The organism is Janthinobacterium tructae (genome assembly GCF_006517255.1).
In the GTDB taxonomy this organism is placed as follows: Bacteria; Pseudomonadota; Gammaproteobacteria; order Burkholderiales; family Burkholderiaceae_D; genus Janthinobacterium; species Janthinobacterium tructae.
On sequence record NZ_CP041185.1, the window covers coordinates 5,530,997 to 5,543,840 of the forward strand.

At 63.7% G+C, this 12,844-nt stretch carries 15 protein-coding genes; 10 read left to right on the top strand and 5 right to left on the bottom strand.

Features of this window, described 5'->3' with window-relative positions:
* Positions 1-19: 19 nt before the first annotated feature.
* Positions 20-307: a hypothetical protein gene (locus FJQ89_RS24285; protein ID WP_071079060.1), complete on the top strand. Its 288-nt coding sequence runs from the start codon at positions 20-22 to the stop codon at positions 305-307.
* A 51-nt stretch (positions 308-358) separates the two neighbouring features.
* On the opposite strand, the gene FJQ89_RS24290 is transcribed toward FJQ89_RS24285, so the two are convergent.
* Positions 359-634 (bottom strand): hypothetical protein, encoded by a 276-nt coding sequence (locus FJQ89_RS24290; protein WP_141172029.1) that lies wholly within the window; start codon positions 632-634, stop codon positions 359-361.
* 415 nt (positions 635-1,049) lie between these two features.
* Between FJQ89_RS24290 and FJQ89_RS24295 the strand changes: the two genes are divergently transcribed.
* The 8 genes from FJQ89_RS24295 (at position 1,050) to bufB (ending at position 8,567) form a co-directional block, all read left to right on the top strand.
* Entirely contained in the window at positions 1,050-1,574 is a 525-nt protein-coding gene (locus FJQ89_RS24295) for a hypothetical protein (RefSeq protein WP_141172030.1), read from the top strand.
* Positions 1,575-1,625: 51 nt separating this feature from the next.
* Positions 1,626-3,263 (top strand): ExeA family protein, encoded by a 1,638-nt coding sequence (locus tag FJQ89_RS24300; protein ID WP_141172031.1) that lies wholly within the window; start codon positions 1,626-1,628, stop codon positions 3,261-3,263.
* A gap of 1 nt (position 3,264) precedes the next feature.
* Positions 3,265-3,954 carry a general secretion pathway protein GspB gene (locus FJQ89_RS24305; protein WP_071079057.1) on the top strand — a complete coding sequence of 230 codons (690 nt, stop codon included), beginning with the start codon at positions 3,265-3,267 and terminating at the stop codon, positions 3,952-3,954.
* A 100-nt stretch (positions 3,955-4,054) separates the two neighbouring features.
* A complete protein-coding gene (locus FJQ89_RS24310) occupies positions 4,055-5,443 on the top strand; it encodes an alkaline phosphatase family protein (RefSeq protein WP_141172032.1) in 1,389 nt (462 codons plus the stop codon).
* Positions 5,444-5,586: 143 nt separating this feature from the next.
* Positions 5,587-6,123, top strand: coding sequence for a molybdopterin-guanine dinucleotide biosynthesis protein B (gene mobB, locus FJQ89_RS24315; protein WP_116743428.1), 537 nt, complete (start codon positions 5,587-5,589; stop codon positions 6,121-6,123).
* A 57-nt stretch (positions 6,124-6,180) separates the two neighbouring features.
* Positions 6,181-6,381 (top strand): YjfB family protein, encoded by a 201-nt coding sequence (locus tag FJQ89_RS24320; RefSeq protein ID WP_034781856.1) that lies wholly within the window; start codon positions 6,181-6,183, stop codon positions 6,379-6,381.
* 243 nt (positions 6,382-6,624) lie between these two features.
* Positions 6,625-6,927, top strand: coding sequence for a BufA1 family periplasmic bufferin-type metallophore (locus FJQ89_RS24325; protein ID WP_141172033.1), 303 nt, complete (start codon positions 6,625-6,627; stop codon positions 6,925-6,927).
* Between the two features lie 17 nt (positions 6,928-6,944).
* Entirely contained in the window at positions 6,945-8,567 is a 1,623-nt protein-coding gene (bufB, locus tag FJQ89_RS24330; RefSeq protein ID WP_141172034.1) for an MNIO family bufferin maturase, read from the top strand.
* Between the two features lie 4 nt (positions 8,568-8,571).
* Here bufB and FJQ89_RS24335 read toward each other — a convergent pair whose 3' ends face one another.
* The 3 genes from FJQ89_RS24335 to fumC form a co-directional block, all read right to left on the bottom strand.
* Complete coding sequence (locus FJQ89_RS24335; RefSeq protein WP_141172035.1) at positions 8,572-8,856, bottom strand: hypothetical protein; 285 nt, start codon at positions 8,854-8,856, stop codon at positions 8,572-8,574.
* A gap of 125 nt (positions 8,857-8,981) precedes the next feature.
* The gene (locus tag FJQ89_RS24340; protein ID WP_035825476.1) at positions 8,982-9,203 is read right to left on the bottom strand and encodes an RNA-binding S4 domain-containing protein; all 222 of its coding nucleotides are present in this window, start codon (positions 9,201-9,203) and stop codon (positions 8,982-8,984) included.
* Between the two features lie 95 nt (positions 9,204-9,298).
* The gene (gene fumC / locus FJQ89_RS24345) at positions 9,299-10,693 is read right to left on the bottom strand and encodes a class II fumarate hydratase (protein ID WP_141172036.1); all 1,395 of its coding nucleotides are present in this window, start codon (positions 10,691-10,693) and stop codon (positions 9,299-9,301) included.
* Between the two features lie 171 nt (positions 10,694-10,864).
* Between fumC and FJQ89_RS24350 the strand changes: the two genes are divergently transcribed.
* A complete protein-coding gene (locus FJQ89_RS24350) occupies positions 10,865-11,986 on the top strand; it encodes a type IV pilus assembly protein FimV (protein ID WP_141172037.1) in 1,122 nt (373 codons plus the stop codon).
* Positions 11,987-12,409: 423 nt separating this feature from the next.
* Here FJQ89_RS24350 and FJQ89_RS24355 read toward each other — a convergent pair whose 3' ends face one another.
* A complete protein-coding gene (locus tag FJQ89_RS24355; RefSeq protein WP_341474469.1) occupies positions 12,410-12,661 on the bottom strand; it encodes a flagellar protein FliT in 252 nt (83 codons plus the stop codon).
* Between the last annotated feature and the right edge of the window lie 183 nt (positions 12,662-12,844).

Below are 12,844 nucleotides of genomic sequence, written 5' to 3' on the forward strand. Positions count from 1 at the left end.
ACATCTGAGTTGGAAGAGCATGATGAACGACAAGGCAGCAAAGAGCGAGTACTGGGATGACTGGCAGCAAGAGGCGCTGGCCGCCGGCGTGTCGGCGCCGCTGGCCAAGCTGGGCATGGAAATGATGCGCACGCACCGCAAGAACCGCTGGCCGAAGGATTTCCTGGGCCGCGAAAGCGATGGCCCGGTCATGCTCGAAATGTGCCTGGAAGATGAAGCGGAAACGGAATTGTTCTTTATCGAGAACCTGCATCCCTACGATGCGGAGTTGATCGAAAAGACGCGCCGCCGCCTGTGCCTGCACTGATAGTGCGCTGATGCCTGACTGGAACGGCCGCCTTGCGCGGCCGTTTTCACATCAGGTGCTGAATTTTTCGCTGCTGGCGCGCACGCGCATGCGCAGGCTCAGCAGTACGATGGCGACCAGCAGCAGCGAATGCGTGCTCGGTTCATGCGGCGCGAGCGCACGCTGGCTGGCGTCGGGTAACTGGAAACTGGCCAGGCGTACGGCCAGAGGAGCGTGCGTCGCCTGGTAGGCGGCCAGCGGAATCGGTGTCGGCTTGTCTGCCGCATGCGTGTTGCCAGCGGCCCAGAGCGACAGGGCCGCGCACAGCAAGATCATCTTTCTCATCATGTTCTGTATTTCTGCCGAGGGCTGTAATTCGTTACACATGGTCCCGCCGTATGCCGGCCTATGCTCTGTCCCCAGTTTGTATGCTTTCAGGCGCTGGTCATGCCGCACCGGAATAATATCTTTTTATAAATTGCGTGTATTAAAACATAATAAAATGGAAATGCAAACATCTTTTTGCAAATAATAAGCGCATGCGCGGCATGTGCTTGCCAGACGGGATCTATTGCATGGGGGAAATTGCGTGGCATTTTTATGGGGGAGTGTCATAATGGCCCAGGCATTTTCGCCCAAGCATGGAGTAGATGATGAGCAAGGCACAGGACAGCAAGAAAGAAGCCAAGAAGGAACCGGCCAAGAGCATGAAGGAAAAGAAGGAAGCCAAGAAGGTCAAGAAAGAAGAGCGCAAGCGCTGATCATGCGCGTGCGCCGTGCATTGATGCACCCCTGGCGTGCGCCGGCCCTGCTGGCGGCGTTCGCCCTGCTGGCCTGCGGCGTCCCCGTGTCCGGCGTGCTGGCGCAGCAAAAGGCAGCGCCGTCCACGTTCGGGCAAGTGGTGGGCAATGCCGTGCTGTGCATCGACCAGATCGATAACAAGGCCTTCTATGCCTATTTGCTGACGGCTTTCGGCCCCGCCTACAAGCATGAAGGCGGCGCCTACTGGTTCCGCACGGACGCCACCTTGTGGGGTGCGCCCGTTACCGACGTGATCGTCAGTGACGACACCAGCCCCCTCGTCTTCATGGGCGTGGTGGCGGACGCGACGCCGGAAAAGCTGGAACCGGCCATCCGCAGCGCCTCGGGCCTGCGTTTCAATAAACTCGACAATTCCGCCTTTCCTGTCCGTGGTTCCGTGCCTGGCAGTAAAATCGTCTACTTCCGCAGCAAGGCGAAAGTGTATTGCGCCAAATACAAGCCGTTGCCGCCCGCCCGCACCCGCTGAGGGGTTCGGCTTGCCGCCGCGCATTTTGATCGTTTCATCCGCAGGGTCTTCATGTACACGCATTATTTCCAGCTCAAGCAATCGCCGTTCTCGATCGCCCCCGATCCGCGCTACCTGTTCATGAGCGAACGCCACCGCGAAGCGCTGGCGCACTTGCTGTATGGCGTGGGCAGCGGCGGCGGCTTCGTGCTGCTGACGGGAGAAATCGGCGCCGGCAAGACCACCGTGTGCCGCTGCTTCATGGAGCAGATTCCGGAAAATTGCCAGCTCGCCTATATCTTCAATCCGAAACTGTCCGTCGAGGAATTGCTGCTGTCGATCTGCGAGGAATTCCGCATCGCCGTGGCGCCCGGCGTGGCCAGCGTGAAAGGCTATGTCGACGCCATCAATGCGCACTTGCTGGCCAGCCATGCGCAGGGCAAGAATAATGTGCTGATCATTGATGAAGCGCAAAACCTGTCCGCCGCCGTGCTGGAGCAGCTGCGTTTGCTGACGAACCTGGAAACGAGCGAGCGCAAACTGCTGCAGATCATCCTCATCGGCCAGCCGGAATTGCGCGCCATGCTGGCCCGGCCCGAGCTGGAGCAGCTGGCGCAGCGCGTGATTGCCCGCTATCACCTGGGCTCGCTGACGGCCGAGGAAACGGCCAGCTATGTCCGCCACCGCCTGGCCGTGGCGGGCAGCACGGCGCAGACACCGTTCGCGCCGCGCCTGATGGCGCAGATCCATGCCTTGAGCAAGGGAGTGCCGCGCCGCATCAACCTGCTGTGCGACCGCGCGCTGCTGGGCGCCTACGTGGAAAACCAGGCGCAGGTGACGCGCCAGATATTGCGCCGTGCCGCCGAGGAAGTGTTTGCCGAAGAGGGCAAGCCGGCTGCCGGACGGGGCCTGCGCTGGCCGCACGTGGCCGGTGGCGTGCTGGCCGGTGCCGTGGTCACGGCTGCGCTGGCATGGCATTTCATGCCGCGCGCTGGCATGCCCGTACCGGCGGTCACTGCACCGGCACCGGCCTTGGCCGCATCCGTGCCGGCGGCGTCTGCAGTGGTGGCCGTGCCTGCGCCCGTCAGCGTGCCGGACCGCAACGCCGTGCTGCGCCAGCTGGCCGCCCTGTGGGGCGAGCAGTTGCCGGCCGGCGACGCTTGCCAGGCGGGCGCCCGCGCCGGCCTGCGCTGCCTGCATAGCCGGGGCGGCATCGCCGAACTGCGCGTGCTCGATACTCCCGCCATGCTGACCTTGCGCGATGGGCAAGGGGCGGAACAGCTGGCGCTGCTGACGCGCTTGCAGGGCGAGACGGCCACCTTGATGCTCGATGGCAAACCACAAAGCCTGTCGCTGGCCCAGCTGGCGCAGCGCAGCGATGGCAGCTTTACCACCTTCTGGCGTGCCCCGCGCAGCTGGCGCGACGAAGTGCCGCTGGGTGCCCGCGGCGCCGACGTGGACTGGCTGGCGCAGCGCCTGGCGCAACAGCGGAGCTTGCCGGTGCCGGCAGCCAACCTGCCGCTCGATGCCGAGATGCAAGGCCAGCTGCGCGCTTTCCAGCAGAGCCAGAACTTGCGGGCCGATGGCCTGGCAGGTCCGAAAACGTACATACGCCTGAGGCAACTGGGTGATAACGCGGAGCCGCGCCTGAGCAGCGCGGCTCCTGCCGTGGCAGCATCCGCTGCGACGGCGATGGTGGCGGGGAAATAAGATGTCCTACATACTTGAAGCATTGAAAAAATCGCAGGCCGAGCGCCAGCTGGGCGAGTTGCCCTCGATTCACGCACCGCAAGTGCAGCTGCATGATGGCGCAGCGTCCGCTTCTGCGCGGCGCACGCCCGTGTGGCTGGCGCTGGGCGGCGTCGCCGTGGCCGTGGCTGCCGCACTGCTGCTGTGGCAGCCTTGGCAGGCGGACGCGGCGGCACCTGCGGCCGCTGCTGTCGTCCCAGCCGTGCTGGCCCAGGCCGTGCCCGCGCCCTTGCCCGTGGCTGCCCCGCCAGCGGCGGTCGCACCCGCGCCTGTGGCGGCCTTCGTGCCGCCAGCGGCCACCGCCGCGCCCGTGCACCATGCCAGGCCCGTGGCGGAGCCGAAGCAGGAGACGCCCGGCCAGGCCGTGTCGCCGCCCGTTGCGGCACCGGCGCCTGCAGTGCCGCCCACGCCCGCCGCCGAGGAAAGTGTCCCCGGCATGCGCGACCTGCCTGAGCCGATACAGCGGCAAATCCCCGCCATTGCCATCGGCGGCTATATCTATTCGAAGAATCCGGCCGACCGCCTGTTGCTGATCGACAAGGTGCTGCGCCACGAAGGCGAAGAGCTGGCACCGGGCCTGGTGCTGGAAAAGTTGCAGCCGAAGGCGGCCATCTTCAGTTTCAAGGGCTACCGCTACCGCGTGCCGTATTGACTTGTTGCGCATCAAGGCCGGGCCGCCATAGCTGAACCAACCTGGCCTGGCCTGGTCGAACCAGGGTCGCTGCGCCCCTGTGCGCGGCCGGGGAGTTCCCATGATTGCTGCCGCCAATGAGGGTGTGCTTGATACGGATGCGCCGGAAAACCTGGCGCGCATCGAGCATATCGTCGTGCTGATGATGGAAAACCGCTCGTTCGACCACATGCTGGGCTACCTGAGCCTGGAAAGTGGGCGCGCCGACATCGATGGCTTGCAGTCCAGTCATGCCAACCTGCACGCGGGCGTGACGTATCCTGTGCACCATTTGCAGCGCACGGCCTTCGGCCCGCAGCAAGACCCGTCGCATACGGGCCTGTCGGTGGCGCAGCAATTGCAAAACAATAACGGCGGCTTCGTCGACGACTATGCGCAAACGCATCCGGGCGACCCCGACATCGATCTGGTGATGGGTTACTATAATGCGGCCGACTTGCCCATGTATGATTTCCTGGCGCAACAGTTCTGCGTCTGCGACCGCTGCTACAGTTCCGTGCCGGGCGCCACCTGGCCCAACCGCCTGTATGCGATCAGCGGCAAGGCGGCCGGCAGCCGCGACAGCAAGCGCGTGCCCCTGTATGCGAACAAGTCCTTCGTGCGCCACCTGGACCGGGCCCAGCTTAGCTGGAAATTTTATTCCGCCTGGAAACCCTGGAGCCTGGCCTTCAGCGACGACCATTACCGCTCGTCCGAGTGGTATGAGCCCTTCGGCTCCAGCGCGCGCCGCTATGGTTTCATCGGCGATGCGCTGGCGGGCACCTTGCCGTCTGTCAGCTGGATCGATCCGCATTTTTTTGAGAATGACGACCACCCACCGGCCGATATCCGCGCCGGCCAGGCGCTGGTAGCGCAGGTTTACCAGGCCCTGTCGCGCGGTCCCGCCTGGTCGCGCACCTTGCTGATCCTCAGTTATGACGAGCACGGCGGATTTTTCGACCATGTGCCGCCGCCCGCCGCCGCCGACGACGACCCCGCGTTTCGCCAGTACGGCGTGCGCGTGCCCATGCTGCTGGTGTCGCCGCTGATCGCGCCGGGCAGCGTCAGCCACGAGGTATACGATCACACGTCGATCATCAAAACCATCTTGCAGCGATTTTGCCGCGGCGCCGATGGCGGCTTGCCTCAGATGGGCGCGCGCGTGGCGGCCGCCAGCGGCCTGGGTGCCGTGCTGGCCCTGGCGCAGCCGCGCGCGGCACCCGCCGTGCCCTTTGCCGTGCTGGCGCAGCGGGCCGCATGGGAAGCGGATGTGCGGGCGCATGACTTCGCCCCGCTGGCGCAGGCTGAAGGCTTGGTCGCCGCCGTTACTGCCGTGCCCGTGCAATCTGATGCCGAAGCGGGCGTAATCGCTGCGCATCGGCAATTGGCGCGCTGGGCCAGGAATGCGCAGATAGCGCCCGGGCCGGCGGGCCGGCGCCGGCGGCAGGGTGGCAAAGTCGCAGGCGCTTGAGCTGGACAATGAGCTGGACAATGAGTTGGACAATGAGCTGGACAATGAGTTGGACAATGAGCCGGGCAATGCATGGCGCCAGCGCCGGGCGTTGGCGCCGGTGGGGCTGCGTATAATCACTGCTTCTCAATCAAGGAGTGATCATGCACGATGCGATGCCCGCCCACCCGGTACTGGGTGTGATCGGCCGTTCCGGTAGCGGCAAGACGACCCTGCTGGAATTTGTGGTGAAGGAACTGGCGGCGCGCGGCTTGCGTGTCAACCTGGTCAAGCACAGCCACCATGACCTGGCGCTGGAACCGCCGCAAAAAGACAGCGCCCGGTTGCGCCTGGCTGGGGCGGCGGAAGTGCTGGTGGCGTCGCCATATCGCTTTGCCATCGTGCATGAGTTGCGCGGCGCGCCCGAGCCGAGCCTGGCGCAGCAATTGGCCCGCATGGGGCCGGCGGATCTGACCCTGGTCGAAGGTTTCAAGACGGACCCCATCCCCAAGCTGGAAGTATTCCGCCCGGAAGTGGGGCAGGCGCCCCTGTATCCGCACGACCCGCATGTGATCGCCGTCGCCTCCGACAGCCCGGCGCCGGCCGACCTGCGTGAGGGCGTGCAATGGCTGGACTTGAATGCGCGCGAGCACGTACTGGCCTGGTTGCTGCTGCAGTTGGAAAATAAGCTGGAAAAATAAGCTAAAGGTTTGCCGGCGCCATCCGTTAATACTGGTAGAACCTCATTGGAGAAATGTATGGACGTCGGAAGCATTGCTCAACTGTCAACCACGATGGCGGAGACCGGCACGCGGCAAGCCGTCGGTTTGACTGTCCTGAAAAAAGCCCAGGATATCCAAAGCTCGACTGCTACTGCCTTGCTGGCAGCGTTGCCACCGGTACAGTCGGCGCCGAGTCTGCCGGCTCACCTCGGTAACCGCATCAACACGACAGCCTGAGCGCAGGTCTGTAGCGCCCGTCTGGCGCTTTGCCGTGCCCATGCCCACACCACCGTCCTCGACGGTGGAGAGTGGGCGTTTTTGTCAGTGTTTTCGCTTTTTTTCCTGCTCCTGTCAAGTTGATTAATTGACCATGGTTCGCCATGGCACGGCCGATTCAGTAAAATGACGTCCATCACCTCGCGTTGCCCATAGTGCAGCCCGGGGCGTGCCATTACTTTGACCCATGCAAGAGGACTCCCCATGAACAAACGTCAAGCTCTCATCGCCGCCGCCCTTGCGGGCCTCTGTGCCGGCACCACCGTCAACGCGACCGCACACGATGGTCCCGCTCCTGGCGACAAGGAAAAATGCTACGGCGTCGCCAAGGCAGGGCAGAACGATTGCGCCTCGTCCGATGGCGCGCATTCCTGCGCGGGCCAGGCCGAGGCGGACAACTTGCCCACGGAATGGGCGTATGTTGCCAAGGGCACGTGCGAACAGGCGGGCGGCTCCGTCAAGCCCATCAAGGCCGGCAAGGCCGCCAAACCGGCCACGCAGCCGTAAGCTCTCGCCGCTTGCCCATGCCGCAGCCACTTCGAGCGCGTGCCGGCGTCGGCCTGCGCGCCGCGCACTACCGCGACTTCATGGCGCGCCGGCCCGCCGTGGGCTGGCTGGAAGTGCATACCGAAAATTATCTGCAGCCATCTGGCTGGGATAGTCATGTGTTGCAGACGCTGCGCCAGGATTACCCGATCAGCCTGCATGGCGTGGGCCTTGGCCTGGGCTCCGTGCGCGGCTTTTCCGAGCCCCATTTGCAGCGCGTGCGCGCCGTGGTGGAGCGCATCGAGCCGGCCCTCGTGTCGGAACACCTGTGCTGGGGCGCCGTGGCGCAGCAGCAACTCAATGATCTGTTGCCGCTGGCCTTGAATGGCGCCGCCCTCGACTTGTTGTGCGCAAGGGTGGGCCGCGTGCAGGATGTGCTGAAAAGGCCGATCTTGCTGGAGAATGTCTCCACTTACCTGCGTTTTGCCGACGATGCCATGAGCGAGGCGCAATTCCTGGCGGAACTGGCCCGCCGCAGCGGCTGCGGGCTGCTGCTCGATATCAACAACTTGTATGTGAACCAGTGCAACCACGGCGAAGACACCCTGCTTGCCATGCAAAGCATCGCGCCGGGCAGCGTGGGCGAGCTGCACCTGGGCGGCCATCTGCTGACGCCGCACGCCGTGATCGACCACCATGGCGCCGCCGTGGCCGAGCCCGTCTGGGACTTGTATGCGGCCGCCTTGCTGCGCTTTGGCGCCATTCCCACCCTGGTCGAATGGGATACGGATTTGCCGCCGCTCGATATCCTGCTGGGCGAAGCGGACAAGGCGCAAGCGATGCTGGCGCGCCATGCGCCGCAAGCGCCATGGCAGGGCGCGCTGCTGGCGGCGGCGCCACCGCCCGCGTCGTGCGATGCGCTGGCGGTCGGCCAGCAAGCATTTGCCACGGCCTTGCTCGATACTGCGGCGACGTTGCCATCGTTCGCGGGAGAGGCGGTGCCGCAGCGTTTCTCTTTGTATCGCGGCAATTTGAGCACCACCTGGCGCCGTACCCTGGGCCACGCCTATCCCGTCGTGCTGGCGCTGGTTGGCGCGGATTTTTTTGGCGGCCTGGCGCGCGCGTACGGCCGCCAGTATCCGTCAGATAGCGCCGATTTGACGCAGTTTGGTGCCCGTTTCGCCGATTTTCTGAGCAGTTTTCCGCCTGCGGCCGAGTTGCCCTATCTGCCGGACATGGCGCGCCTGGAATGGGCCGTGCACCTGGCCCATTACGCTGCCGATGCGCAAGCGCTGGCGCCAGAGGCGCTGGCCGCCCTGCATCCCGATCAGCTCGAAGTGCGCCGTTTTACCTTGCATCCCGCTTGCGCCTTGCTGGCATCGAACTGGCAAGTGGCGGCCCTGTGGCATGCGCATCAGGATGGCGAAGAGCAGGGGATGTTTCCGCACGATATGCAGGTGGCCAGCTGGACATTGGTATGTAGGTCGCGCTGGAAGGCGCAGGTGCTGCAAGTGGATGCGGCCGCGCATGCGGCCTTGCTGGCGTTGCGGCAGGGACAAACGTTTGGCGCCGCGCTCGATGCGGCGTTCGAGCGGGATCCGGCATTCGACCTGGCCGCCCGCCTGCGCCAGTGGCTGGCGCATGCGGTGCTGGCGGCGTGACACTTTATTCGAAGGCCCGCAGCAGGCGCGCTTCGCCCGTCTGATCGCGGTACAGGGCATTCGCGGCCAGGGTGGCGTCCATCATGCGCGCGACTTGCTCTTCTTCAAAGCGGGCCAGCTCGGCGGTGGCCCCGACGAGGGCCAGTTCCAGCCTGGCGCGTGCGCTCTGATACAGGCTGCTGGTGTATTTGTCTGTGTTACGCAGCAATTCTTCCGCGTTTTCTATTACCTGGCGCAAGTCGCCGATCAGGCGTTCCTGGCTGCGCGTACCGTGTTCGGGATGGTCCATGGCGCTTCCCTTCCGCAATCGATATTTATCTGACAATAACGACGTGTCGCAGCTTGACTTGGGCAGCCGGGCTGGCAGCGGTGCTGGCTGGACGCATGGGGCTGCTTTCGCCCCCCATGCCGGAGTCAGACGGGAGCGACGACCGTGATACGGATATCGCCCACGCTGACGACCTGGCCGGCGCGGATCTTGGCGGTCTTGCGCAATTCCTTCTTGCCATCGACCTTCACCACGCCGCTATCGACCATGACCTTGCCTGCGCCACCGCTGTCGCACAAGCCGACCAGCTTCAGCAGCTGGTTCAGCTCGACGAACTCGGATGTTAAATCAAAGCTTACTTTTTGCATTGTATCCCTTATTGCAATGATGTGTTTTCAACACTTGATGACGACCTCAACTAATCCATAGTTTACCTGAAGCCGCCAGCAATGCAGGGTGTAAGTCAGCTTTTGTTGGGCTGCGTCATCTCCAGTGGCACGATCCATGCACTGAATTGCTCTTCCGTCACATAGCCCAGGGCCAGTGCCGCTTGCTTCAGGGTCGTGCCTTCATGCTGGGCCTGCTTGGCGATTTGCGCCGCCTTGTCGTAGCCGATGTGTGGCGCCAGCGCCGTGACCAGCATCAGGGAGCGCTCCATCAGCTCGGCGATGCGACCACGGTTCGGCGCGATGCCGTGCGCGCAATGCGCGTCGAAGCTGCGCATGCCGTCGCCCAGCAGGCGCGCGCTTTGCAGGAAGTTGTGCGCAATCAAGGGTTTGAAGACGTTCAGCTCGAAATTACCCGAGGCGCCACCCACCGTGATGGCGACGTCGTTGCCGAACACCTGGCAGCACAGCATGGTCAGTGCTTCGCACTGGGTGGGATTGACCTTGCCCGGCATGATGGAACTGCCTGGCTCGTTTTCGGGGATGGTGATTTCACCGAGGCCGGAACGGGGGCCGGACGCCATCCAGCGCACGTCGTTGGCGATTTTCATCAGCGCCGTGGCCAGGGTTTTCAGCGCGCCATGGGCGGCCACCAGGGCATCATGGGCGGCCAGGGCGGCAAACTTGTTGCTGGCCGTCTCGAACGGCTGGCCCGTCAGGCGTGCCAGTTCCGCCGCAATGCGACCGGCAAATTCCACGTGGGCATTCAAGCCCGTGCCCACGGCCGTGCCGCCGGCGGCCAGCTGCAGCAGCGGCGGCAGCGATGCCGTGATGATGTGCTCGGCAAAGTCCAGCTGCGCCACATAGCCGGAAAATTCCTGGCCCAGGGTCAAGGGCGTGGCATCCTGCAAATGCGTGCGGCCGATCTTGACGATATCGGCAAACTCCGTGGCTTTCGCGTCGAGCGTGGCGCGCAGCTGGCGCAGCGGCGGCAGGACCGTGTTGGCGACGGCAAGTGCGGCCGCCACATGGATGGCGGTGGGAAAGATGTCGTTCGAGGACTGGCCCAGGTTGACGTCGTCGTTCGGGTGCAGCAGGCGCGCTTCTCCTCGCAAGCCGCCGATCAGCTCGGAACCGCGGTTGGCCAGCACTTCATTCATGTTCATATTGCTTTGCGTGCCGGAGCCCGTCTGCCAGACGGCCAGCGGGAATTCTGCGTCATGCTTGCCAGCCAGCACTTCGTCGGCCGCTTGCGTGATGGCGATGGCCTTCTTGCCATCCAATAGGCCCAGCTCCAGGTTGACGTGGGCGGCCGCGCGCTTGACGGTGGCCAGGGCGGCGATCAGTTCAGGCGGCATCTTTTCCGTGGAGATATGGAAGTGCTCAAGCGAGCGCTGCGTTTGCGCTCCCCAAAGCCGGTCGGCGGGTACGTCGATCGGGCCGAAACTGTCGCGTTCGATTCTGCTACTCATGGCATCCCTTTCATCGATGGAGGTGGATCGAGTGTACTCCAGACGTCAAAAAGACACAGGATGATGCTGTATTGCATCATTTTTCCCTTGGTCCATCTATATTTTTGCGATTTCCTGCCGTTAAAGACAGACGAGTTTCCCTTCCTATCTTGTTATCAAAGCGATCAGTCCATGCAAAGCAGCATTGTTACCCGTTGGTCCCTGATCGCGTGCGCCGCCGCCAGCCTGGCCTTGCCGCCCGTGATGGCGGCCGAACTGGGCGAGATGGCGGTGCTGTCACATGTAGGGCAGCCCTTGCTGGCCGAGATCGAACTGACGGCCCTTACTCCAGAAGAGGCCGGCGGCGTGGCCGTGCGCCTGGCCTCGCCCGATGTGTACCGGGGCGGCGGCATCGGCATGGACCCGGCCTTGCAAACTTTGATGATCAGCCCGCTGGAACGCGGTGGGCGGCAGTATGTGCGCGTGACTACCCGGCAAGCGATTCAGGCGGGTCATGTACATTTGTATTTGTTATTGGGTAATGGTAGCGGCGCCGTCGTGCGTCTGGGTACGCTGTGGCTGACGCCGGCACCGCCCGCCGCCGTCGCTGCCGGTGCGCCAGTCAGGCCCGTCATTCCGGCGCCCGTGACCGTGCCTTTGCCGCTGCCGCGCACTGCGTCCGGCACGCCGCCGCCCGATGCCGCCGCGCTGGCAGCGCGCGCGCGGGCCGAGGGACTGGTGCGTCCGGCGCGCGTGTTCGTGCCGCCGCTTGCCGTGCCTACGCCGGCGGCTCCCGCGCTGCGTCCGCCGCCGCTGCGCCGTGTCAGGGCGCCCGTCGCCGCTTGCGCGCCCCAGGTGGATGCTGGGCAGGCGCAAGCGTGCGTGGCGCTGGATGAGAAAAATGCGGCCCTGAATGACAAGCTCGGTGAATTGGAAGGCAAGATCGGCGCCTTGCAAAAGGCGCTGGCTCAGCCCGTCACCGCCGCCGCTGTGCCGGCTGCCGCGCCGGTCGAGGCGCAGGCGCCGCATGTCAAGCCCAAGCCCCTGCACGCGGCGCCGGCAACCGACAAGGAAAAGAAAACGGGCGGCAACGGCTTGCTGTGGCTCGGTATCGGCACCCTGGCCTTCGTGCTGTTGACGGCGCTCATCGTGTATGTCGTGCGCAAGCGCAGGCAGGTGGCGGGGCCGGGCGCGCCGTCGAAATACTGGGTCCTGCTGCGCAAGCCGTTCGGCCGCAAGAAAGAGGTGCCGGTACTGACGGAGGCGGTGGAGGAGGAAGCGGCCGAGGCGGAAACGGAGCCGTTCTCGCGTTAATGCTGCTGCAAGGCCGCGCTAAAAATTTGATATAAAAAAAGATATTTAAAAAAGATAGAAAGTGCCTGTGTACGGTGTTGCCTATTTTTCAAAGATGGTGATATGATTAACTCAGTGGACTTGCTCTACGACAAAACAGCCCCAGCCTGTCGCAGTCACCAACGATAGTGTGGCGCGGCAAACAGGTGTAGCGTTGCATAAACGCCTGGGACTGGAAGCGGTTTGCGATGCCGACGATGTGCTCGCGAACGCCGGATGCAACCGGCAGCGAGGCGACGCCAGGAGATACCTGGGGTTCGCCTTCCAAATTCCCCCTCCTTGCTTTTTGAGTGTCGCAGATGGCGCGCTCCCTGGCACGGCGGCAGACGTAAAAAAAGCACCCTCGGGTGCTTTTATCGTTTCTGGCGTGGCAAGCTTGCTTATTTACATGCGGGCGCGCGATCCTGGCATGATGTTCGACAGCTGCGTCATCCACGGTTCCGTGATGGCGCGGATTTCGCGGTCATTGGCCAGGATTTGCTTGAGCAAGTCGATCTTGCGCAGGCGCGAGGCGCCGGCCTGGGCAGGCATGCTGCCCGTCAAGGTCGCGCTGGCTGCGCTGGCGCACTGGTTTTCCAGGGTATCCAAGCCATCCCAGTCGCTCGAACGTGCGGCCACGACCATTTTGTTGGTCATTCCTGCAATATTTTCATACATCGAGAGAACGTCGTTGGAGGTCATGAGCACACCCGTAACTAGTGAATGGATTACCGCTTGTCCAGATTAGCGGCAGGTTCAGCGGGAACTTGAGGGTGTTTTTGAAAAAAAAGTGAAAATAATCTGAATGGTTTTGCCTGGCCGCCGGAATCGCCCGCAAAA